The sequence below is a fragment of the Streptomyces sp. NPDC093600 genome, from assembly GCF_044764755.1.
Lineage (GTDB): Bacteria > Actinomycetota > Actinomycetes > Streptomycetales > Streptomycetaceae > Streptomyces.
In genome coordinates this window covers 611323-633306 of sequence record NZ_JBIWIU010000001.1, presented here as the reverse complement: position 1 = coordinate 633306, position 21984 = coordinate 611323, and the positions used below count along the sequence as shown (strand labels likewise).

General features: G+C 72.6%; 23 protein-coding genes. 16 read left to right on the top strand and 7 right to left on the bottom strand.

All coding sequences use genetic code 11. The annotated features are described in order from the left end of the window. Positions 1 to 151 precede the first annotated feature (151 nt). The 4 genes from ACIRB4_RS03150 to ACIRB4_RS03135 all read left to right on the top strand — a co-directional run bounded on the left by ACIRB4_RS03150 (position 152) and on the right by ACIRB4_RS03135 (position 4771). Positions 152 to 589, top strand: a complete 438-nt coding sequence (locus ACIRB4_RS03150; protein WP_356885787.1) for a gamma-glutamylcyclotransferase — start codon at positions 152 to 154, stop codon at positions 587 to 589. Between the two features lie 224 nt (positions 590 to 813). After that, positions 814 to 1617: a purine-nucleoside phosphorylase gene (locus tag ACIRB4_RS03145; RefSeq protein WP_403288089.1), complete on the top strand. Its 804-nt coding sequence runs from the start codon at positions 814 to 816 to the stop codon at positions 1615 to 1617. A gap of 149 nt (positions 1618 to 1766) precedes the next feature. Further along, positions 1767 to 3416, top strand: coding sequence for a phospho-sugar mutase (locus ACIRB4_RS03140; protein ID WP_403288088.1), 1650 nt, complete (start codon positions 1767 to 1769; stop codon positions 3414 to 3416). 170 nt (positions 3417 to 3586) lie between these two features. Further along, entirely contained in the window at positions 3587 to 4771 is a 1185-nt protein-coding gene (locus ACIRB4_RS03135; RefSeq protein WP_403288087.1) for a hypothetical protein, read from the top strand. A 452-nt stretch (positions 4772 to 5223) separates the two neighbouring features. On the opposite strand, the gene ACIRB4_RS03130 is transcribed toward ACIRB4_RS03135, so the two are convergent. Then, complete coding sequence (locus tag ACIRB4_RS03130; protein WP_403288086.1) at positions 5224 to 5859, bottom strand: PH domain-containing protein; 636 nt, start codon at positions 5857 to 5859, stop codon at positions 5224 to 5226. Positions 5860 to 6030: 171 nt separating this feature from the next. Between ACIRB4_RS03130 and deoC the strand changes: the two genes are divergently transcribed. Genes deoC through ACIRB4_RS03115 form a run of 3 tightly spaced genes read left to right on the top strand, consistent with a single transcriptional unit; the run spans position 6031 to position 9310 of the window. Then, the gene (gene deoC, locus ACIRB4_RS03125; protein WP_403288084.1) at positions 6031 to 6990 is read left to right on the top strand and encodes a deoxyribose-phosphate aldolase; all 960 of its coding nucleotides are present in this window, start codon (positions 6031 to 6033) and stop codon (positions 6988 to 6990) included. Between the two features lie 6 nt (positions 6991 to 6996). Next, positions 6997 to 8433 (top strand): aldehyde dehydrogenase family protein, encoded by a 1437-nt coding sequence (locus ACIRB4_RS03120; RefSeq protein ID WP_403288083.1) that lies wholly within the window; start codon positions 6997 to 6999, stop codon positions 8431 to 8433. Further along, positions 8426 to 9310 carry an aldehyde dehydrogenase family protein gene (locus ACIRB4_RS03115; RefSeq protein ID WP_403288081.1) on the top strand — a complete coding sequence of 295 codons (885 nt, stop codon included), beginning with the start codon at positions 8426 to 8428 and terminating at the stop codon, positions 9308 to 9310. The genes ACIRB4_RS03120 and ACIRB4_RS03115 overlap by 8 nt, the downstream gene beginning before the upstream one ends. A 132-nt stretch (positions 9311 to 9442) precedes the next feature. On the opposite strand, the gene ACIRB4_RS03110 is transcribed toward ACIRB4_RS03115, so the two are convergent. Next, positions 9443 to 10168: a TetR/AcrR family transcriptional regulator gene (locus tag ACIRB4_RS03110; RefSeq protein WP_403288080.1), complete on the bottom strand. Its 726-nt coding sequence runs from the start codon at positions 10166 to 10168 to the stop codon at positions 9443 to 9445. A gap of 111 nt (positions 10169 to 10279) precedes the next feature. Here ACIRB4_RS03110 and ACIRB4_RS03105 point away from each other — a divergent pair, with 111 nt between their 5' ends. Together ACIRB4_RS03105 and ACIRB4_RS03100 are read left to right on the top strand one after the other, a co-directional pair. Then, the gene (locus ACIRB4_RS03105) at positions 10280 to 10867 is read left to right on the top strand and encodes an NADPH-dependent FMN reductase (RefSeq protein ID WP_403288079.1); all 588 of its coding nucleotides are present in this window, start codon (positions 10280 to 10282) and stop codon (positions 10865 to 10867) included. Between the two features lie 57 nt (positions 10868 to 10924). Then, positions 10925 to 12400: an MDR family MFS transporter gene (locus tag ACIRB4_RS03100; protein ID WP_403288658.1), complete on the top strand. Its 1476-nt coding sequence runs from the start codon at positions 10925 to 10927 to the stop codon at positions 12398 to 12400. On the opposite strand, the gene ACIRB4_RS03095 is transcribed toward ACIRB4_RS03100, so the two are convergent. Beyond that, positions 12327 to 12704 carry a hypothetical protein gene (locus tag ACIRB4_RS03095; protein WP_403288078.1) on the bottom strand — a complete coding sequence of 126 codons (378 nt, stop codon included), beginning with the start codon at positions 12702 to 12704 and terminating at the stop codon, positions 12327 to 12329. The two genes, ACIRB4_RS03100 and ACIRB4_RS03095, sit on opposite strands and share 74 nt — an antisense overlap. A 119-nt stretch (positions 12705 to 12823) precedes the next feature. Between ACIRB4_RS03095 and ACIRB4_RS03090 the strand changes: the two genes are divergently transcribed. Further along, a complete protein-coding gene (locus tag ACIRB4_RS03090) occupies positions 12824 to 13453 on the top strand; it encodes an ATP-binding protein (RefSeq protein ID WP_403288076.1) in 630 nt (209 codons plus the stop codon). A 158-nt stretch (positions 13454 to 13611) separates the two neighbouring features. Here the strand turns inward: ACIRB4_RS03090 and ACIRB4_RS03085 are convergent, their stop codons facing one another. Beyond that, the gene (locus ACIRB4_RS03085; RefSeq protein WP_403288075.1) at positions 13612 to 14340 is read right to left on the bottom strand and encodes a SigE family RNA polymerase sigma factor; all 729 of its coding nucleotides are present in this window, start codon (positions 14338 to 14340) and stop codon (positions 13612 to 13614) included. A gap of 158 nt (positions 14341 to 14498) precedes the next feature. Here ACIRB4_RS03085 and afsQ1 point away from each other — a divergent pair, with 158 nt between their 5' ends. The 5 genes from afsQ1 to ACIRB4_RS03060 all read left to right on the top strand — a co-directional run bounded on the left by afsQ1 (position 14499) and on the right by ACIRB4_RS03060 (position 18281). Continuing rightward, positions 14499 to 15176: a two-component system response regulator AfsQ1 gene (afsQ1, locus tag ACIRB4_RS03080; RefSeq protein WP_175439295.1), complete on the top strand. Its 678-nt coding sequence runs from the start codon at positions 14499 to 14501 to the stop codon at positions 15174 to 15176. 8 nt (positions 15177 to 15184) lie between these two features. Beyond that, entirely contained in the window at positions 15185 to 16657 is a 1473-nt protein-coding gene (locus tag ACIRB4_RS03075; protein ID WP_403288657.1) for an ATP-binding protein, read from the top strand. Then, complete coding sequence (locus tag ACIRB4_RS03070) at positions 16654 to 17295, top strand: hypothetical protein (RefSeq protein WP_403288074.1); 642 nt, start codon at positions 16654 to 16656, stop codon at positions 17293 to 17295. Before ACIRB4_RS03075 ends, ACIRB4_RS03070 begins: the two co-directional genes overlap by 4 nt. Positions 17296 to 17405: 110 nt before the next feature. After that, positions 17406 to 17987 (top strand): VanZ family protein, encoded by a 582-nt coding sequence (locus ACIRB4_RS03065; RefSeq protein ID WP_403288073.1) that lies wholly within the window; start codon positions 17406 to 17408, stop codon positions 17985 to 17987. Between the two features lie 93 nt (positions 17988 to 18080). Next, on the top strand, positions 18081 to 18281 hold the full coding sequence (locus tag ACIRB4_RS03060) for a PspC domain-containing protein (RefSeq protein ID WP_403288071.1): 201 nt from the start codon (positions 18081 to 18083) through the stop codon (positions 18279 to 18281). Positions 18282 to 18392: 111 nt separating this feature from the next. Here ACIRB4_RS03060 and ACIRB4_RS03055 read toward each other — a convergent pair whose 3' ends face one another. Further along, positions 18393 to 18758, bottom strand: coding sequence for a hypothetical protein (locus ACIRB4_RS03055; RefSeq protein ID WP_403288070.1), 366 nt, complete (start codon positions 18756 to 18758; stop codon positions 18393 to 18395). A gap of 160 nt (positions 18759 to 18918) precedes the next feature. After that, on the bottom strand, positions 18919 to 20073 hold the full coding sequence (locus ACIRB4_RS03050) for an adenosine deaminase (RefSeq protein ID WP_403288069.1): 1155 nt from the start codon (positions 20071 to 20073) through the stop codon (positions 18919 to 18921). Positions 20074 to 20187: 114 nt separating this feature from the next. On the opposite strand from ACIRB4_RS03050, the gene ACIRB4_RS03045 reads away from it, so the two are divergent. Continuing rightward, the gene (locus ACIRB4_RS03045) at positions 20188 to 20964 is read left to right on the top strand and encodes an alpha/beta hydrolase (protein ID WP_403288066.1); all 777 of its coding nucleotides are present in this window, start codon (positions 20188 to 20190) and stop codon (positions 20962 to 20964) included. Between the two features lie 4 nt (positions 20965 to 20968). Here the strand turns inward: ACIRB4_RS03045 and ACIRB4_RS03040 are convergent, their stop codons facing one another. Beyond that, the gene (locus ACIRB4_RS03040) at positions 20969 to 21922 is read right to left on the bottom strand and encodes a LysR family transcriptional regulator (protein ID WP_403288065.1); all 954 of its coding nucleotides are present in this window, start codon (positions 21920 to 21922) and stop codon (positions 20969 to 20971) included. Positions 21923 to 21984 lie beyond the last annotated feature (62 nt).

Sequence of the window (21984 nt, the reverse complement as noted above, 5' to 3'; positions counted from 1 at the left end):
GCTGGGCTGCAGTGCGTACGCCATTGTCCCGCACGCTTCAAGTGCGTACCCCATTGTCCCGTACGCCCGGGGCGGCCACTCGTCGGGGCCTCCGTACGGCCCCGACACGGACTTCCGCGATCACCCCTTCCCCTCCCGTACCCTCGATCCCATGTCGCTCTACGCCGCGTACGCCGGCAACCTCGACGCGCGGCTCATGACCCGCCGCGCCCCGCACTCCCCGCTGCGCGGCACCGGCTGGCTCAACGGCTGGCGGCTGACCTTCGGCGGTGAGCAGATGGGCTGGGAGGGGGCGCTGGCCACGATCGTGGAGGCACCGCGTTCCCAGGTGTTCGTCGCGCTGTACGACATCGCGCCGATGGACGAGGACTCCATGGACCGCTGGGAGGGTGTCGGCCTGGACATCTACCGGCGGATGCGGGTGCGGGTGCACACCCTGGACGGCGAGGAGCCGGCCTGGGTGTACGTCCTCAACGCGTACGAGGGCGGCCTGCCGTCCGCCCGCTACCTCGGCGAGATCGCGGACGCGGCCGAGTCGGCGGGCGCGCCGCACGACTATGTGATGGAGCTGCGCAAGCGCCCCTGCTGAGGCGTCCCGCGTCCCGGGGAACGTACGCCCGCGTGGCCGGATCGGCTCGGCGGAACGTCTTGCGCGCGGCCAGCCGGGCCTTTTGTCGGAAACGACAAGACAACGATCGCATGTCCGTCAGCATCGTCATCTACGCGCGTAGGGATTCTCGGGCTACGCTTCTGCGCGTATGAAATCCGTCCGGGGCCTTCCTCGGACACCCCCTCCCCGAGGCGAGAGAGTCAGTGAACGCAACTGCCACCCCGTACGAGGCCGCCGAGGCCGCTGCCGCGCGCCTTCGCGAGCTGACCGGCACCGAGAACCACGACGTCGCCCTGGTGATGGGTTCCGGCTGGGCGCCGGCCGTCGACGCGCTCGGAGCGCCGGAGGCCGAGTTCCCGGTCACCGAGCTGCCCGGCTTCCCGCCCCCGGCCGTCGAGGGCCACGGCGGCAAGGTCCGTTCGTACAAGATCGGCGAGAAGCGGGTGCTGGTCTTCCTCGGCCGCACGCACTTCTACGAGGGCCGGGGCGTCGCCTCCGTCGCCCACGGTGTGCGCACCGCCGTCGCCGCCGGCTGCAAGACGGTCGTGCTGACCAACGGCTGCGGCGGTCTGCGCGAGGGCATGCGCCCCGGCCAGCCGGTCCTGATCAGCGACCACATCAACCTGACGGCCGCCTCGCCGATCGTCGGCGCGAACTTCGTGGACCTCACCGACCTGTACTCGCCGCGGCTGCGCGCGCTGTGCAAGGAGGTCGACGAGACCCTCGAAGAGGGCGTCTACGTGCAGTTCCCCGGCCCGCACTACGAGACCCCGGCCGAGATCAACATGGTCCGCGTCCTGGGCGGCGACCTGGTCGGCATGTCCACCGTCCTCGAGGCCATCGCGGCCCGCGAGGCCGGCGCCGAGGTCCTCGGCATCTCCCTGGTGACCAACCTGGCGGCGGGCCTGTCGGGTGAGCCGCTGAACCACGAGGAGGTCCTCCAGGCGGGCCGCGACTCGGCCGCGCGCATGGGCGAGCTGCTCACCCGGGTGCTCGACCGGATCTGACGGCCGCCATTCGGCGCCACCGGGGTACGGGTACGAGCGAGGCGGGCGAAGGGGCGCGAGCGGCGACGGCCGCCGGGCCCCGGAGGCGCGCCGGCAGAGCGCGTACCCGTACCCCGCACGTGTAAGACAGCAGCAGAGAGGCACACACCGTGACGCAGGACCTCATCGCCCGGGCCGAGGCGTGGCTCGCCGAGGACCCCGACAGCGAGACCCGCGAGGAGCTCGCCCAGCTCATCGAGGCCGGTGAGAGCGAGGAGCTCGCCGCCCGGTTCAGCGGCACGCTGCAGTTCGGTACGGCCGGGCTGCGCGGCGAGCTGGGCGCCGGGCCCATGCGGATGAACCGTTCCGTCGTCATCCGGGCCGCCGCCGGTCTCGCCGCGTACCTCAAGGCCAAGGGGCAGGCGGGCGGGCTTGTCGTCATCGGCTACGACGCCCGCTACAAGTCGGCGGACTTCGCCCGGGACACCGCCGCGGTGATGACCGGAGCCGGACTGCGCGCCGCCCTGCTCCCCCGCCCGCTGCCGACGCCCGTCCTCGCCTTCGCCATAAGGCATCTGGGCGCCGTCGCGGGCGTCGAGGTGACCGCGAGCCACAACCCGCCGCGGGACAACGGCTACAAGGTCTACCTCGGCGACGGCTCGCAGATCGTGCCGCCGGCCGACGCGGAGATCGCCGCCGAGATCGACGCGGTCCGCTCGCTGCACAACGTGCCCCGCCCGTCGCAGGGCTGGGAGACCCTGGGCGACGAGGTCCTCGATGCCTATCTGGCCCGTACCGACGCCGTCCTGACCCCGGGCTCGCCCCGTACCGTGCGGACCGTCTACACCGCCATGCACGGCGTCGGCAAGGAGGTCCTGACGGCCGCCTTCGCCCGCGCCGGCTTCCCGGCGCCGGCGCTCGTCGTCGAGCAGGCCGAGCCGGACCCGGCGTTCCCGACGGTGGCGTTCCCGAACCCGGAGGAGCCGGGCGCGATGGACCTCGCCTTCCAGGCGGCCCGTGTCGTGGAGCCCGACATCGTCATCGCCAACGACCCGGACGCCGACCGCTGCGCGGTGGCGGTGCCGGACGGCACCGTCGAGGGCGGCTGGCGGATGCTGCGCGGCGACGAGGTGGGCGCGCTGCTCGCGGCGCACCTGGTCCACAAGGGGGCCCGGGGCGTCTTCGCCGAGTCGATCGTGTCGTCCTCGCTGCTCGGCCGGATCGCCGGGGCCGCCGGGGTCGGCCACGAGGAGACCCTGACCGGCTTCAAGTGGATCGCCCGCGTCGAGGGCCTGCGGTACGGCTACGAGGAGGCGCTGGGGTACTGCGTCGACCCCGAGGGCGTCCGCGACAAGGACGGCATCACGGCCGCGCTGGCCGTCGCCGAGCTGGCCTCGGAGCTGAAGGAGAAGGACCGGACGCTGACGGACCTCCTCGACGACCTGGCGGTGGCCCACGGGCTGCACGCGACCGACCAGCTGTCGGTGCGGGTGGAGGACCTGAGCATCATCGCGAACGCGATGAGCGCGCTGCGCGAGCGGCCGCCGGTGTCGCTGGCCGGGCTGACGGTCACCGAGGCCGAGGACCTGACGAAGGGCACGGAGACGCTGCCGCCGACGGACGGGCTGCGCTACTACCTGGACGGCGCGTACAAGGCGCGGGTCATCGTCCGCCCGAGCGGCACCGAGCCGAAGCTCAAGTGCTACCTGGAGGTCGTGGTCCCGGTCGGCGGCGCGAGCGAGCTGTCGTCGGCCCGCGCGAAGGGCGCGGAGATCCTCGCGGCGATCAAGCGGGACCTGGCGGACGCCGCGGGTCTCTGACCGCCGTCTCCGTACACGCCTGGGGCCCCTGTGGACAGGGGCCCCTCGGCGTGCGGTGGGTGTCCCGTACGAGTGAATTCGGTACGGCAACGGACCCAACGCGCGTCCCGCGGTCAGGTGGTCCGGGCCAGGGTGACCCGGTGTCCCGCCACCCACCGCCTGGAGCCGCCGTGCCCCCGGTCCTGACCGTCCGACCGACCGTCCCCGCCTCCCGGCGGCCCCCTTCCCCGCCCCGGGACGGCCTGCCGGAACGGGTGCGCGGCACTCTGCGGCACGCGGCCCCGGCGCTGCTGGGCTATCTGGCCGTACGGCTCGTGGGGCTGGCCGTGCTGGCCCGCTGGGCGCATCTGAAGGGCCACGGCGTCTGGCCGGAGCTCGCGGCGAGCTGGGACTCCCGCTGGTACCTCGGGATCGCGGAGCACGGGTACGGGCCGGTGGACAGCGCCTCCGGCGACCCGAGGAGCATGGCGTTCTTCCCGCTCTACCCGGCGCTGGTGAAGGCCCTCGCGGCCGTCACGCCCGGTTCGCGGGCCTCCGTCGGCCTGGTGCTCGCGGTGGTCTGCTCACTGGTCGCCGCCTGGGGGATCTTCGCGGTCGGCGACCGGCTCCACGGCCGCCGGGTGGGGACGGTCCTCGCGGTGCTGTGGGGCTCGCTGCCGGTCGCCGTCGTCCAGTGGATGGGGTACACGGAGTCGCTCTTCACGGCGCTCGCCGCGTGGGGGCTGTATGCGGCGCTCGACGGGCGCTGGGCGTGGGCGGCGGGGCTCTCCGTCGCGGCGGGGCTGACCCGCCCGACCGGGGTCGCGGTCGCGGCGGCGGTGATGGTCGCCGCTCTCCTCGCGGCCCGGCGCGGCAGCCGCCCGGCGCTGGCCGCCGCGCTCGTCGCGCCGCTGGGCTGGCTGGGCTACGTCGGATGGGTGGGGTGGCGCCTCGGCCGCTGGGACGGCTACTTCGCGGTGCAGAGGCTCTGGGGCAACGAGTGGGACGGTGGCGAGGTCACCCGCCTCGCACTGCGCACGCACCTCGTCTACAACCAGGACCCGCAGTTCTTCCTGGCGGTCGTGTCGGTGGTCCTGGTGGTGTCCGCTGGCCTGTACCTGCTCTGCCTCGCCGACCGACAGCCCCTGCCGCTGCTGGTCTTCGCGGGCGTGCTGCTCCTGGTGGTCCTGGGCAGCGGAGGCGTCTACTTCCCCCGCGCCCGCTTCCTCCTCCCGGCCTTCCCCCTGCTGCTCCCCCTGGCCCTCGCGATCACCCACGCCCGCCGCCACGTGGCGGCCCTGGCACTGACGACCGCGGCCCTGTCCTCGGCCTGGCTGGGCGGCCACATGCTCCTGGTCTGGTACGGGCCACCGTGACGCCGCCGGGGGGCCGGGCCCGGGGGGCGGCGGTCGAGGCGTCCGGGCCCGGCGGGCGGTCGGCCGAGGCGTCCGGCGGGACGCGTGGCCACGCAGGTGGGCGTGGTCTGCGACCGCCGCGTCCGGCGGGGCCCTCAGCGGGGACGTAGTCAGCGACACGCCCGTCCCACGAGGCGCTCGCCGAGCGGCTGGCGGGATCAGCGGCCCGCCGCATCCCGACCCGGCGCCGGCAGCCGCCGCGTCCCGCACGACGCGCGCCGAGCCCCTGGCGCGATCAGCCGCCCGCCGTACCCGCCCCGGTGTCCCCCAGCCGCCTCGCCCGGGCAGGACGCCCGCCCAGCAGGTGGCACGGTCAACGATCACCGCGCCCCGCGAGGCGCGCGCCGAGCACCTGCCGCGGTCGGCGGCCCGCCGCATACCGCCCGGTGTCCGGCAGCCGCCGCGTCCCGCGCTCAGCGGGTGGCCAGCAGCACCACGAGCAGGACCAGGCCCGCCGTCGCCGGTGCGATGATCTCGTATGCCCAGCGCACCTGGGGAGCGCCCTGGGCGCCGGGGCGGTCGGCGCAGCGTGCCGCGAGGTCGCGGAGGTCGGCGATCGTCTGGTCGGCCGGTGCCCGCAGGGCCCCGTCGGACACGCCGGCCGGGCGGCCCTGCGGCGCGCCCTGCGCGGCGTCGCGTGCCTGGCGGAGGGCCGCGCTCTTGCGCCGGCGCAGGGAGACGGGGATGGACCAGAGCTGGTACTTGTTCCCCTCCCGCGTGAAGACCTCACTGGAGTATCCGGCCCGGACGTCCGCGACCGCGGCCCACGGCAGCGTGATGTCGCGGAACGGGTTGCGGACCCGGAGCCGGTCCTCGTTGGCGAACACGGCGGGCCGGATCGTGAAGGCCGCGATGAGCGGCATCACGAGGAGCAGCGCCGCAAGCGCCAGCCACGGCGTCCGGCCCTCGCCGCGCACGATCGCGTCGCCGCAGAACCAGGCGCTGAGGCCGATCATCAGGACACCGCTCGTGATCCCGAGGGGCGAGCGGAAGACGCGGTCGGCGTAGGCGGGCTCGGCGGGCTCGGCGGGCGGCTGGGGGCTCGTCATGGGCCCGATTGTGCCTCAGCGCCTCCACGCGGGGTCCAGGCGGCTCGACCGGCCCCGGCCCCGGCCTGTGAGAGCCGTCACGGCGACACGTGCCGACCAGGGCGTTCACCCCCGTAACAGACCCGGCCCTGTACAGGTCGCTACGCGCGTAGATATGCTCGACTGGTGACCATGCCCACCACTGCACCCGCAGCACACGCATTCGCCGACGTGACCGCGTCCGACAGTGCGCTGCGCCGCTTCCTCCACGGGCTGCCCGGCGTCGACGCCGTCGGCCTGGAGGCGCGCGCCGCGTCCCTCGGCACCCGCTCGATCAAGACCACGGCCAAGGCGTACGCCATCGACCTGGCCATCTCGATGATCGACCTGACGACGCTCGAAGGCGCGGACACCCCGGGCAAGGTCCGGGCGCTCGCCGCCAAGGCCGTCAACCCCGATCCGACCGACCGTACGACCCCGACGACCGCCGCCGTCTGCGTCTACCCCGACATGGTGGCCACCGCCAAGGCCGCCCTCGCGGGCTCCGGCGTCAAGGTCGCCTCCGTCGCCACCGCCTTCCCGGCCGGGCGCGCCGCGCTCCCCGTGAAGCTCGCGGACACCGCCGACGCGATCGCCGCCGGCGCCGACGAGATCGACATGGTCATCGACCGTGGCGCCTTCCTCGCCGGCCACTATCTGGAGGTCTTCGAGCAGATCTCCGCCATCAAGGCCGCGTGCGGCGACAAGGCCCGCCTCAAGGTCATCTTCGAGACCGGCGAACTCTCCACGTACGACAACATCCGCCGCGCCTGCTGGCTCGGGATGATGGCGGGCGCGGACTTCATCAAGACCTCGACGGGCAAGGTCGCGGTCAACGCCACCCCGGCCAACACGCTGCTGATGCTGGAGGCCGTGCGCGACTTCCGCGCCCAGACCGGTGTCCAGATCGGCGTGAAGCCGGCCGGCGGCATCCGCAACACCAAGGACGCCGTCAAGTTCCTGGTGCTGGTCAACGAGACCGCGGGGCCGGACTGGCTGGACAACCACTGGTTCCGCTTCGGCGCCTCCAGCCTGCTCAACGACCTGCTCATGCAGCGTCAGAAGCTGGCGACCGGCCGCTACTCCGGCCCCGACTACGTCACGGTGGACTGATCGATCATGGCATCTGTATTCGAGTACGCACCGGCGCCCGAGTCGCGCTCGGTCGTGGACATCGCCCCGTCGTACGGCCTGTTCATCGACGGCGAGTTCGTCGAGGCGGCCGACGGCAAGGTCTTCAAGACCGTCTCGCCCTCCTCCGAGGAGGTCCTCTCCGAGGTCGCCCGTGCGGGCGCCGAGGACGTGGACCGCGCGGTGAAGGCGGCCCGCGCGGCGTTCGGCAAGTGGTCCGCGCTGCCCGGCTCCGAACGCGCCAAGTACCTCTTCCGTATCGCCCGGATCATCCAGGAGCGCAGCCGTGAGCTGGCCGTCCTGGAGACCCTGGACAACGGCAAGCCGATCAAGGAGACCCGCGACGCGGACCTCCCGCTGGTCGCCGCGCACTTCTTCTACTACGCGGGCTGGGCCGACAAGCTCGACCACGCCGGTTACGGTGCGAACCCGCGCCCGCTGGGCGTGGCCGGCCAGGTCATCCCGTGGAACTTCCCGCTGCTGATGCTGGCGTGGAAGATCGCCCCGGCGCTCGCGACCGGCAACACGGTCGTCCTGAAGCCCGCCGAGACCACCCCGCTGTCCGCCCTCTTCTTCGCGGACATCTGCCGCCAGGCCGGACTGCCCAAGGGCGTCGTCAACATCCTGCCCGGGTACGGGGACGCCGGCGCCGCGCTGGTCGAGCACCCGGACGTGAACAAGGTGGCCTTCACCGGCTCCACCGCCGTCGGCAAGTCCATCGCGCGCTCGGTCGCCGGCACGCACAAGAAGCTGACCCTCGAACTGGGCGGCAAGGGCGCGAACATCGTCTTCGACGACGCGCCGATCGACCAGGCCGTCGAGGGCATCGTCAACGGCATCTTCTTCAACCAGGGCCAGGTCTGCTGCGCGGGCTCGCGCCTGCTGGTCCAGGAGTCGATCCAGGACGAGCTGCTGGACAGCCTGAAGCGGCGGCTCTCCACCCTCCGCCTCGGTGACCCGCTGGACAAGAACACCGACATCGGCGCCATCAACTCGGCCGAGCAGCTGTCCCGGATCACCACTCTGGTGGAGAAGGGCGAGGCGGAGGGCGCCGAGCGCTGGTCGCCGGCCTGCGAACTGCCCACGTCCGGTTACTGGTTCGCCCCGACGCTCTTCACCAACGTCACGCAGGCGCACACCATCGCCCGCGACGAGATCTTCGGCCCGGTGCTCTCCGTGCTGACGTTCCGTACGCCGGACGAGGCGGTCGCCAAGGCGAACAACAGCCAGTACGGCCTGTCGGCCGGCATCTGGACGGAGAAGGGCTCGCGGATGCTGGCCGTGGCCAACAAGCTCCGGGCCGGTGTCGTCTGGGCCAACACGTTCAACAAGTTCGACCCGACCTCGCCGTTCGGCGGTTACAAGGAGTCGGGCTACGGCCGCGAGGGCGGTCGCCACGGCCTGGAGGCGTACCTCGATGTCTGACCGTTTGAGCGTCCTCAAGACCTACAAGCTGTACGTCGGGGGCAAGTTCCCCCGCTCCGAAAGCGGCCGGGTGTACGAAGTGACCGACTCCAAGGGCAAGTGGCTGGCCAACGCGCCGCTCTCCTCGCGCAAGGACGCCCGTGACGCGGTCGTCGCGGCGCGCAAGGCGTTCGGAGGCTGGTCGGGGGCGACGGCGTACAACCGGGGCCAGATCCTCTACCGCGTCGCCGAGATGCTGGAGGGCCGCAAGAGCCAGTTCGTGCACGAGGTGGCGCACGCGGAGGGCCTGTCGAAGTCGAAGGCGGCGGAGGTCGTCGATGCCGCGATCGACCGCTGGGTCTGGTACGCGGGCTGGACGGACAAGATCGGTCAGATCGCGGGCGGGGCGAACCCGGTCGCGGGCCCGTTCTTCAACCTGTCGACGCCCGAGCCGACGGGCGTGGTGGCGGTCGTCGCCCCGCAGGAGTCCTCCTTCCTCGGCCTGGTGTCGGTGATCGCCCCGGTGATCGCGACGGGCAACACGGCCGTGGTGATCGCTTCGGAGAGCTCCCCGCTGCCGGCGCTGTCCCTGGGCGAGGTGCTGGCCACCTCCGACCTGCCGGGCGGTGTGGTGAACATCCTCTCGGGCAAGGCCGCGGAGATGGGCCCGCACCTGGCGGCCCACCAGGACGTCAACGCGATCGACCTGACGGGCGCGGACGCGGAGCTCGCGCGCGATCTGGAGATCGCGGCGGCGGACAACCTCAAGCGCGTCCTGCGCCCGCGTACGGCGGACTTCACGACCGACCCGGGCACGGACCGCCTGACGGCCTTCCTGGAGACGAAGACGGTCTGGCACCCGACGGGCAGCCTGGGAGCCTCGGGCTCCGCGTACTGATCAACGCCCCGGGTGTGATGGGCATCTGTTCCGCTGGGCGGAACGGGTGGGCACGCACCCGGGGCGCACCGCGCTCTCGGGGCCGTTCACCATCGGGGCCCCGAGGCCGTGGTGAAACCCCCACGGCGGTGGTCATCCCCGCTCGACCAGCCCCGCCACCCCGTCCAGGACGCAGTCGAGGCCCGTCTCGAACTGCCAGCCCGCGTCGTCCTTCCGGGCCGCCCCCTGCGCGTACCGCCGATAGGTCGGGTAGCGGCCCGTCTCCATCAGATACGACATCTGCGGCGCGAGCCCCCGCCGCGTCTCGTCGGCGCTCTCCCAGCCCTGTTCCCGCATGTACTGCGCCAGGGCCACCTCCGCCTGCGTCGCCCCGTGCACATACGCGCCGACCGTCCGGAACGCGGCCATCATCGTGTCGACGTCGAGCCCGAGCCCGTCCAGGGACGCCAGCTGACGCTCCGCCGCCGCCAGCCGCCTCGGCGTGAGCGCGAACAACGGGGTCGGCAGCTGCGCCAGCCAGGGATGGCGCACCATCATCGCGCGGGTCTGGACGGCGTACGCGCGCAGCGTCTCGCGCCAGCCCGTCACGTCCTCCTCCGGCTCCAGTTCGGCCGAGACCTGGTCGACCATGAGCGCCCACAGATCGTCCTTGCCGGAGACGTGCCGGTAGGCGGCCATCGGCGCGACTCCCAGCTCCGTCGCGATCCGGCGCATGGTGACCGCCGCGAAGCCCTCGCCGTCGGCCAGCCGGATCGCGACCTCCGCGATGCGCTGCGGCGTCAGGGACGTGCGCGCGGGCGCGGGCCGTTCGAGCCGCTCCCACAGCGAGCCGTCCTTCGCCTGGTCCTTCTTCGGCACGGCTGACCTCCCTCTCTCGCGTACAGCGTATGCGGAGTAGACGGCGTACACATCGAAGTGTACGTTGTACACAGCTGCCGTACGCCGTACACATTCATCGTTGGGGGACCCATGAATCCGCTCCGCCTCGCCGTCGTCCAGGGCTCCACCCGTGACGGCCGCCTCGGCCCCGTCGTTGCCGACTGGGTCGTCTCGCACGCCGCCGCCCGTTCCGACATGACGACGGATCTGATCGACCTCGCCGAGACCCCGCTGCCCACCGTCTTCCCGCAGCTCGGCCAGGCGCCCGCCGCCGAGGAGGACCGCCGGCTGCTCGGCGCCGTCTCGCCCCGCCTCGCCGCCGCCGACGCCTTCGTCGTCGTCACCCCCGAGTACAACCGCAGCTATCCCGCCTCCCTGAAGAACGCCATCGACTGGCACAACAAGGAGTGGCACGCCAAGCCGGTCGCCTTCGTCGCGTACGGCGGCTTCTCCGCCGGCCTCCGCGCGGTCGAGCACCTGCGCGGGGTCTTCGCCGAACTGCACGCCGTCACCATCCGCGAAGCGGTCGGCCTCCAAGGCGTCTGGGGACAGTTCGGCCCCGACGGACGGGCCACCGATCCGGCGGCCGACACCGCCGCGAAGTCGATGCTCGACCAACTCGCCTGGTGGGGCGAGGCCCTGCGCGACGCCCGCGCCAAGAAGCCGTACGGGGCCTGATCCGTGACGATCCCTCAGGCCGCCCCGCGCATCCCCTACCTCGGGATCTCCGGGCTCATGCTCGGCATCGTCCTCGCCACCCTCGACGGCACCATCGTCGGCACCGCGCTGCCCACCATCGTCGGTGAGCTCGGCGGCCTCGACCAGCTCTCCTGGGTGGTCACCTCCTACCTCCTCACCGCCGCCGTCTCCACCCCCCTGTGGGGCAAGACCGGCGACCTGTACGGACGCAAGGGCGGCTACCTCGCCTCGGTCGCCGTCTTCCTCGCCGGCTCCGTCCTCTCCGGCCTCGCCCAGACCATGGGCCAGCTCATCGCCTTCCGCGCCCTCCAGGGCATCGGCGCCGGCGGCCTCATGGTCGGCGCCTTCGCGCTCATCGGCGTCCTCGTGCCGCCGCGCGACAGCGCCAAGGTCCAGTCGGTCAGCGCGGCGATGCTACCGGTCGCGTTCGTCGGCGGCCCGCTGCTCGGCGGCTTCCTCACCGACCACCTGAGCTGGCGCTGGGCCTTCTACGTCAACGTGCCCGTCGGTCTCGCCGCCCTGCTGATCGTGGGGTTCGGCATCCGGGTGCGCACGGAGCGGATCCACGCCCGTATCGACCGGTCCGGCGCGCTGCTGCTCACGCTCGGCATCCTCACCCTGACCCTGCTCGCGAGCTGGGCGGGCACCACGTACGCCTGGACCTCGCCGCAGATCCTCTGCCTCGGCGCGGTCTCGGCCGCCTCGCTCGCCCTGTTCGTACGCGCCGAGCGGCGGGCCGAGGAACCGATCATCCCGCCCCGGCTCTTCCACAGCCGTGACTTCACCCTCGCCCAGATTCTCAGCTTCCTTGTCGGCGCGGGCATGCTCGCGGCGATGAACTACCTGCCGCAGTATCTGCAGTTCGCCAGGGGCCAGTCGTCCACGGCGAGCGGACTGCTGCTCCTGCCGCTGATGCTCGGGATGCTGGTGGTCCAGCTGTCGACGGGCCGGATCATCAGCCGGACCGGCCGCTACCGGATCTACCCGATCCTCGGCGGCGCCGTCATGACCGCCGGCGCGCTGGCGCTGCTGCTCCTCGACGTCGACACCCCGACCGCCGCCGCCTCCGCGCTCACCCTCGTCATCGGCGCGGGCATGGGCTTCCTCATGCAGTCGACGCTGCTGATCACCATGAACAGCGCGGAGCCGCGCGACCTGGGGGCGGCGAGCGGCACGGTCACCCTCGTCCGGACGATCGGCGGCTCGCTCGGCGTCGCCCTGCTCGGCGCCGTCTTCACGGCGCGCCTCGGGTCCGTGGACCCGCGGCTGACCCCCGCGCAGGTCGGAGAGCTTCCGGAGCCGGCACGGGACGGGTTCCGGGCAGCGGTGACGAGCGGGCTGCACGGAGTGTTCCTGGGCACCGCGGCCCTGGCGGCGATCGCCTTCGCCCTCGCCTGGTTCGTACGAGAGGTGCCGCTGCGGTCCGCACCCGGCGCCGCTACCGGGGCGGAAGAAGTTCCTGCGTCACCGGCCCGGCCACCGGCGGACCGGCCGGAGCCCCGTCCTTCGTGACGTGGTCGGTGACCGGCGCCGTGTCCGCCGGCTCGATGTCGGCGGCCCCGGTGTCGGCCTGCGGGTCGAGCCGGAGCCCCGACAACGGGCCCCTGTGGCGGCCGACGTCGCCGACCAGCTCCTGGCCCAGCTCGGTCGCGTCGCTGCCGAGGAGCGTGCTCATGGGCGTCGGCGTGGGGGTGACCGGGGCCGCCTGGGCGGTGGCGGCCAGGGCGAGGACCGCCGCCCCCGCGGCCGTCACAGTCAGCCCGGCCTTCAGCAGGGCGCCGCGGCGAGAGGTCCTGGGGAGTGCGTGACGCGCCATGAGAGTCCTTTGACGATGAGTGATCAGGAGGCCACAGAGCGTAGTTGAGATGTGACGCTCGATACCACCGCCTCCCTCGGGGGTCCCCTGCCCGGGGGAATGCCTCACACTGGTGTCCCGTGAGTTCCCAACCGATACCGACCCGTGTCGTCCTGCTCGCGGGCCCCTCCGGCTCCGGCAAGTCGTCCCTCGCCGCCGTCACCGGCCTCCCGGTCCTGCGCCTCGACGACTTCTACAAGGAGGCCGACGACCCGACGCTCCCGCTGGTGACCGGCAGCGCCGACATCGACTGGGACTCCCCGCTCTCCTGGGACGCGGACGCCGCCGTCGCGGCGATCGTGGAGCTGTGCGGCACCGGCCGGACGGACGTCCCCGTGTACGACATCGCCACCAGCGCGCGCGTGGACCGCGAGCGGCTGGACATCGGGCGGGCGCCGCTGTTCGTCGCGGAGGGCATCTTCGCGGCGGAGATCGTGGCCCGCTGCCGTGAACTCGGCGTCCTGGCCGACGCGCTGTGCCTGCGGGGCCGCCCGTCGACGACGTTCCGCCGCCGCCTGCTGCGGGATCTGAGGGAGGGCCGCAAGTCGGTCCCGTTCCTGCTGCGCCGCGGTTGGCGCCTGATGCGCGCCGAACGCGCCATCGTCGCCCGCCAGGGCGCCCTGGGCGCCCATCCCTGCGCGAAGCCGGAGGCCCTGGGCCGCCTCACCGCGGCCGCCGCCGACCACCCCCGCACGCCGGCCGCCCACTGACGCGCCACCCCTGACGCACGACGCGGGCCGTACAGGCCCCCCGGCCCGTCCGACCCGCGCAGCACGCACGACGCGGGTCGTACAAGCCCCCCCGGCTCGTCCGACCCGCGTCTCTTTCCCCCGTACCCCCGTACGCCCCCCGTTGCCCCCCGTGCGCCTCAGGCCACCAGCTCGCCGAAGGACTCCTCCTCGTCACGGCCGAAGCTGAGGACCTCGTCCTCGCGCAGCCGGCGCAGGGAGCGCCAGATGCTCGACTTCACCGTGCCGACACTGATGTCCAGGATCTCCGCGATCTCCGGATCCGTACGGCCCTCGTAGTAGCGCAGCACCAGCATCGTGCGCTGGATCTCGGGCAGTCGGGCCAGCGCCTGCCACAGCACGGCCCGCAGCTCGGTCCCGCGCATCGCGTCCGTGTCGCCCGCCGTCTCCGGCAGCTCCTCCGTCGGGTACTCGTTGAGCTTGCGCCGGCGCCACGCGCTGATGTGCAGGTTCGTCATGGTGCGGCGCAGATAGCCGCCCACGGCCGCCTTGTCGCTGATCCGGTCCCAGGCGCGGTACGTCGAGAACAGCGCGCTCTGGAGCAGGTCCTCGGCCTCGAACCGGTCACCGGTCAGGTGGTAGGCGGTGGCGTACAGGGAGGCTCGGCGCTCGGCGACGTAGGCGGTGAACTCCGCCTCGGACGCCGACCGCCGCTCCCCCGTGCCCTCCCCGTACGCCGCTCCCCCGTCAGCCACGGCGACCATGTAGGACGCCTTGTGCTGACGCCCGGCGCTGCGAACACACCCCCGTCCGTTCACCGCGCCGGACTTCTCCGTACCGCCCCGCACGACGACATCGTGGAGACGCGTGACAACTGCGCTTGAGGTGGTGCTGTGCAGTGCGTTCATCGTGCGCCCCCCGTCGGTTGGAGTCTGTTCGGTCCGTGTGCCAAGAAGCTTGCCCGGGCACTTTCATCGAGGTGTCCGCCGACTGTCACAGCCGTGTCACAGGCCCAGGTGTCGCCGCACAGTCGAACTCGGGTGGCCGCATGGGACAGAATGGCGCCGTGCCTTTCCTGTTGCTGATCGAGGACGACGACGCCATCCGCACGGCCCTCGAGCTCTCCCTGTCACGCCAGGGCCACCGAGTGGCCACCGCGGCGACGGGCGAGGACGGCCTGAAGCTGCTGCGCGAGCAGCGGCCCGACCTGGTCGTGCTGGACGTGATGCTGCCCGGGATCGACGGTTTCGAGGTGTGCCGGCGCATCCGGCGCACCGACCAGCTGCCGATCATTCTGCTGACCGCGCGCAGCGACGACATCGACGTGGTCGTCGGCCTGGAGTCCGGGGCGGACGACTATGTCGTCAAGCCGGTCCAGGGGCGGGTCCTCGACGCCCGGATCCGTGCCGTGCTGCGGCGCGGCGAGCGGGAGTCCACCGACTCGGCGACGTTCGGTTCGCTCGTCATCGACCGTTCGGCGATGACGGTGACGAAGAACGGGGAGGATCTGCAGCTCACGCCGACCGAGCTGCGGCTGCTCCTGGAGCTGAGCCGGCGGCCCGGGCAGGCGCTGTCGCGCCAGCAGCTGCTGCGCCTGGTGTGGGAGCACGACTACCTGGGCGATTCGCGTCTGGTCGATGCCTGTGTCCAGCGCCTGCGCGCCAAGGTGGAGGACGTGCCGTCCTCCCCGACCCTGATCCGTACCGTGCGGGGCGTCGGCTACCGACTGGACGTCCCTGCGTGAGAAAGGGGATGTTCGCCGGGCTGCGCTTCACCAGCCTGCGACTGCGTCTGGTCGTCGTCTTCGCCCTGGTGGCGCTCACCGCCGCCGCGTCCGCCTCCGGCATCGCCTACTGGCTGAACCGCGAGGCGGTCCTCACCCGTACCCAGGACGGGGCGCTGAACGACTTCCGGCAGGAGATGCAGAACCGGGCCGCGACGCTGCCGCTGCACCCCACCGAGGAGGAACTGCGGCGCGCCGCCGAGCAGATGGCGAGCGGCAGCGCCGGGTACAGCGTGCTGCTGCTCGGCGAGCGGGACGAGGGCAAGCCGATCGTCGGCGCCTCGGACCCGGACACCTTCACGCTGACGGACGTCCCGCCCGAGCTGCGGAAGCAGGTGGAGACGGCGCGGCCCGTGACGGACGCCAACGCCTATCCGTACCACCTGTTCTGGCAGCGCACCCAGCGCGGCGGGACGCCTTACCTGGTGGGCGGGGCGAAGGTCGAGGGCGGTGGCCCGACGGGGTACATGTTCAAGTCGCTGGAGGCCGAGCGGGCGGATCTGAACTCGCTGGCCTGGTCGCTGGGGATCGCGACCGCCCTGGCCCTGATCGGCTCCGCGCTGCTCGCGCAGGCCGCGGCCACGACCGTGTTGCGGCCGGTGCACCGGCTCGGGGAGGCGGCCCGGCGGCTGGGCGAGGGGAAGCTCGACACCCGGCTGCGGGTGTCGGGTACGGACGAACTGGCCGAGCTGTCCCGGACGTTCAACCGCGCGGCGGAGTCGCTGCAGCAGCGGGTCGCGGAGATGAGCGCGCGGGAGGAGTCCAGCCGGCGCTTCGTCGCCGACATGTCGCACGAGCTGCGCACCCCGCTGACCGCGCTGACCGCGGTGACGGAGGTCCTGGAGGACGAGCAGGACTCCCTGGACCCGATGATCGCGCCGGCGGTGGCGCTGGTGGTGAGCGAGACGCGCCGCCTCAACGACCTGGTGGAGAACCTGATGGAGGTGACCCGCTTCGACGCGGGCACCGCCCGGCTCGTCCTGGACGACGTGGACGTGGCCGATCAGGTCACCGCCTGCATCGACGCGCGGGCGTGGCTGGACGCGGTGGAGCTGGACGCCGAGCGCGGCATCGTGGCGCGGCTCGATCCGCGCCGTCTCGACGTGATCCTGGCGAATCTGATCGGCAACGCGCTCAAGCACGGCGGATCGCCGGTGCGGGTGGCGATCCGTACGGAGGACGGGGAGCTGGTCATCGAGGTACGGGACCACGGCCCGGGCATCCCGGAGGAGGTCCTGCCGCATGTCTTCGACCGGTTCTACAAGGCGAGCGCGTCACGGCCGCGTTCGGACGGCAGCGGTCTGGGTCTGTCGATCGCGATGGAGAACGCGTTGATCCACGGCGGTTCGATCACGGCGGCGAACTCACCGGACGGCGACGGCGCGGTGTTCGTGCTGCGGCTGCCGAGCCAGGGGGAGCCGGGAGAGGGTGGGGAGCGTTGATACGACGTCGCCGTACGGGAGTGGGGCGCCGTACCGGGGTGGGCCCCGTCGCGGCGGCCGTGGCCGCGCTGTCGGTGCTGCTGCCGGGCTGCGGGATCAGGACCACGTCCGTGCCCGTGGACGCGGGTCCGGCCCCGTCGCGGGTGCCGTGCAGCGTCTCCGGGGAGGACGTCACCACGCGGTCGGCGGGGATTCCGGTCCAGGTATTCCTGGTCTGTGGTTCGCAGTTGACGGCGGTGGACCGGCGGGCGCCGCTGCCGGAGGAGAAGACGAGCGGGGATCCGGTGCCGACCGCGTCGGCGCTGCTGGAGCAGTTGCGGAGCGAGCCGTCGGAGAGCGAGCGCGGGGCCGGGTTCGCCACGGCCGTGAAGGGGCCGCTGTCCGTCACCGGCGGGCGCGGGGGCGATCCGGCGGGCACGCTGCGGCTGAGCCGGCAGCCGGAGGATCTGACGGCGACCGCGCTGTCCCAGATCGTCTGCACCTTCGCGCGGAGTTCGGCGGGCGCGGGCGCGGACACCGTCGTGCTCGGGGGCCCCGGCGCCTACGCGCCGCGCCGCTACCAGTGCACGACCGAGCTGCGGGAGCGCCCGGAGTCGGTGGCGCCGACGGTGCCCGTGTCGTCGCCTTCGGCCTCGTGAAGCGGGTCGGGGGCGTCCGCCAGGAGCCGACCGGGGCGGAACGTTCCTCCGGACGAGGTGTTCCGCGCGGCGGCGGAACCGATTCCGGGCCTGTGCGCGTCTAGGGGGGCGTGCAGCGTCAAGGTTCGAGCGGCAGTGCCGCCGTGGTCGTACGCGTGGCGGGGTTCGCCCTTCTCCTCGCACATCTGATGCTCGTCGCCTGGGTGACGCTCCGCCCACTCGACGTCGCCTGGGTGGCGGCGCCGAACCTGACCCCACTCGCCGGGATCAAGGCCGATCTGGCGCTCGGCCCGGCCGAGGCGGCCCGCCGCTTCGGCGAGGGCCTGCTGCTGCTCGCCCCGCTCGGTGTCCTGCTGCCGATGGCGGAGGGGCGGCTGTACGTGTCGCCGTGGGCGTCCCTGGCCCGGACCGTCGCGGCCGGGGCGCTGGTGTCCCTCGCGGTGGAGCTGCTGCAGACCGCCGTGCCCGGGCAGGTGGTGGACGTGGACTCGCTGCTGCTGAACAGCGCCGGGGTGGCGCTGGCCCATCTGCTCGTGGTGCCCGCCGGGCGGGCGCGCCTGCGCCGCCGGGAGGACGTGGGAGGGGGCCGGTCCTCCTCGGGGACGGGTCGGGGGCCGGGTGCGGCCCTGCTGCGGGAGGAGGGCTCTCAGGGGCCTACCCCGACGATTACCAGGGTCGGAGTCGCCCCGTAGACCGACGTTTTGTCCCCCGGTCCGGGGCGATGATGGATGCATCGGGAGCCCGACGGAGCGGCTTCCGGGACACGCCTCACGAAGGAGCCCACCATGGCCGCACTTGTCCGCCCCCGTGACGGCCGCATGATCGGCGGAGTGTGCGCAGCGCTGGCACGGCGCTTCGGCATGTCGGCCACGACCATGCGGGTCATCTTCCTCGTCTCGTGCCTGCTGCCCGGTCCGCAGTTCCTGCTCTACCTGGCGCTGTGGATACTGCTGCCGGCGGAGAAGTCGGCGAGCACGGCCTGGTAGTCCGCCGGGACACGCGCGAGGGCGCCCACCCCTGCTCGGGGTGGGCGCCCTCGCGCCGTACGGGACCGGACAGGACCGGACGGTCCGTACGGGAGGCTCAGAGGCCGGGGCTCAGAGGCCGAGGCCCAGCGGCAGGCCGCCGAGAAGGCCGGTGACCTGGCCGACCGGGGCGCCGTCCAGCAGGTCGGTCGCGCCGTCGACGCGGACGCTCTCCATGGGGTGGGCCAGCGCGCCCGGGACCGCCTTGACGCCCTGGTCGAGACCGTTGCCCAGCGCGCCCTCCCCGGCGACGAGAGTCTCCGAGACGCCGGCGGGGAGCTGGGTGAGACCGTCGCCCAGCGGCACCGCCTGGGTCACCAGACCCAGGGCGGCGGGTTCGGCGGGCGCGGCCGCGGCGGCGGCCGTGCCGGCGGCGGCAGCGGCGAAAGCGGCACCGAGGGCGGCGACACCGAGCGTCTTGGCGGCAGACTGCTTCATCAGAAAATCATCCTTGGGGATCTGGGAGCTTCCGGGAAAGCGGAATTCGGAGATGCGGAGCGGCTTCGAAACCTAGCCAGCAAAAGAAGCTCCCGCAAACACCGAAAAGCGGCCGGGATCGTGTCACCCGACCGCTTCGGCCTTTCTCCCGAATGCTGTATCAGCCGTCCCGGCGGGGAGACTCGCTGGTCGTAGCGGTCTGCTGGAACAGCCATTCGGACTTCAGCTCGGCATATCCTGGCTTGATCACGTCGTTGATCATGGCGAGGCGTTCGTCGAAAGGAATGAAAGCTGATTTCATCGCATTGACCGTGAACCACGCCATGTCGTCGAGCGTGTAATCGAATGCCTCGGTCAGCAGCTCGAATTCCCGGCTCATGCTCGTCCCGCTCATCAGGCGGTTGTCGGTGTTGACGGTGGTCCTGAAGTGCAGCCTGCGGAGCAGTCCGATGGGGTGCTCGGCGATGGAGGCGGCGGCGCCGGTCTGGAGGTTGGAGGTCGGGCACATCTCCAGCGGGATGCGCTTGTCGCGTACGTACGCGGCGAGCCGGCCGAGCTTCACCGAACCGTCCTCCGACACCTCGATGTCGTCGATGATGCGGACGCCGTGGCCCAGCCGGTCGGCGCCGCACCACTGCAGGGCCTGCCAGATGGACGGCAGCCCGAAGGCCTCGCCGGCGTGGATGGTGAAGTGGTTGTTCTCCCGCTTGAGGTACTCGAAGGCGTCGAGGTGGCGGGTGGGCGGGAAGCCGGCCTCGGCGCCGGCGATGTCGAAGCCGACGACCCCGGAGTCGCGGTACTGGTTGGCCAGTTCGGCGATCTCCAGGGCACGGGCGGCGTGCCGCATGGCGGTCAGCAGGGCGCCGACCCGGATGCGGTGGCCGTTCGCCCTGGCCTGCCGCTCGCCCTGCCGGAAGCCCTCGTTGACGGCTTCGACGACCTCTTCGAGGGTGAGTCCGGCCTCCAGGTGCTGCTCGGGGGCGTAGCGCACCTCGGCGTAGACGACACCGTCCTCGGCGAGATCCACCGCGCACTCGGCGGCCACGCGTACGAGCGCCTCGCGGGTCTGCATGACGGCGCAGGTGTGCGCGAAGGTCTCCAGATAGCGCTCCAGCGAACCCGAGTCGGCGGCTTCGCGGAACCAGACGCCGAGCTTGTCGGGATCGGTCTCGGGGAGATTGGCATAGCCCTGGGCGGCGGCGAGGTCGAGGATCGTTCCGGGGCGCAGACCGCCGTCGAGGTGGTCGTGGAGGAGCACCTTCGGGGCGCGGCGGATCTGGTCCAGGGTGGGGACGTTCGGGATCTGGCTCGTCATTGCGGCACTCTAGCCCCTACGCGCGTAGAACTCCCCTCTCCACCGACCTGTCGATACGTAACAGTGACCGCGCGTACGGATGGCGTACACCTCGGCTTCTGAGACTGTTCTGCCATGGCGCACTCCGCACTCGTAGGGACTGCCGACATCCGGACACCCCGGCTCGGACGGCCCGTCGGCGCATCGCACCCGGTCACCTCGGTGGGCGGGGTGGTCCTGCTCCTTCCCGACGGCGAGGCGGCGTCCGGGCGGCGCGCCTCCGGCCGTGCCCATCTGGCCCTGCTGCCGCTGGCCCGGCGGCTGGTGACAGCCGGCCGGGCGGACGGTCTCGTGGCGCACGTGGTGCGGTACCGGGGCCGGGGCTGGAACGGCGCGGACGCGATGCTCGCCTCGGACGCGAGCTGGGCGGTGGCGGAGGTGGTACGCCGCTATGGCGACGTGCCGGTCTGCCTGGCCGGCCACGGGATGGGCGCGCGGGCCGCGTTGCGGGCGGGCGGGCACGAGGCGGTCGACGCGGTGCTCGCGCTGGCGCCCTGGCTGCCGGAGGACGACGTGGCGGCGGAGCCGGAGCCGGTGCGGCAGCTGGTGGGGCGCCGGGTGCTGATCGTGCACGGCACGAACGACGCGCGGACGGACCCGGAGCTGTCGTACCGGCTCGCGGAGCGGGCGAAGAAGTCGAACCGCGACACCTGCCGCTTCGAGGTCCACTCGGACGGCCACGCGCTGCGCCAGTACCACGCCGAAGTCCGGGCCCTGGCCTGTGACTTCGTGCTCGGTTCACTCTTCTCCCGCCCCTACGCCCGGCCGCTCGCCGACGCGCTGGCGGCCCCGCCGCCGCTGGGTCTGCGGATGCCGCTGGCTGCGGGGTTCGGCCGCTCGCGGCGGCGGTGAGCCGTCACTCCGGCAGGAGATGGCCCCGCTTGCTCAGGAGGAACTTCTTGAAGGCGGCCACCGGGGCGGTGTCCGGGTGGCCGTCGAGCCAGGCGACGCCGATCTCGCGGACGGCGCGGGGGGCCGTGACGTTGAGTTCGACGACGCCGGGGCGCGGGACGGCGGGCGGCGGCAGCAGGGCCACGCCGAGGCCCGCCGCGACCAGGCCGCGCAGGGTCTCGGCCTCCTCCCCCTCGAAGGCGACGCGCGGCTTGAACCCGGCCTCGGCGCACAGGTCGTCGGTGATGCGACGCAGCCCGTAGCCCGGCTCCAGGGTCACGAAGGTCTCGTCGGCGGCCTCCGCGAGGCGGACGCGCCTGCGGGTCGCGAGGCGGTGGTCGTCGGGCACCACCAGGCGCAGGCGCTGCTCGTCGATACGCCGGGCGACCAGGTCGGGCGCGTCCGGGACCGGGGAGGTCAGGCACAGGTCCAGGTCCCCGGCCCGGAGGCGTTCGATCATCGCCTCGCCGTAGTTCTGGACGAGGGTGAACCGGACCCGGGGGTGGTCGACCCGGAAGGCCCGGATCAGCCCCGGCACGGTCTCCGAGCCCATCGTGTGCAGGAACCCGAAGGCGACCCGCCCCGCCGTGGGGTCCGCATCCGCCCGTACGGAGTCCGCCGCGCGCTCCACCTCCGCGAGCGCCCGCTCGGCCGAGGCGAGGAACGTCCGGCCGGCCGGGGTCAGGGAGACCGTGCGGCCCTTGCGGGCGAACAGGGCGACTCCGAGGTCCTGTTCGAGCCGGACCATCGCCCGTGAGAGCGTCGACTGCGGGACGCCCATCTCGGCCGCCGCCCTGGTCACATGCTCGTGCCGGGCCACCGCCGCGAAGTACGCGAGCCGTGGCGCGAGCAGCAGCCCCATGTCTTCTTCGTAACTACCCGGTGACAGCCGACCCTGTGACCTGTACTCATGCACCATGGGAACGATTACAGCAGTTCCATGCATTGGACGCATGAAATGATCCGGCCTACGTTCGATGC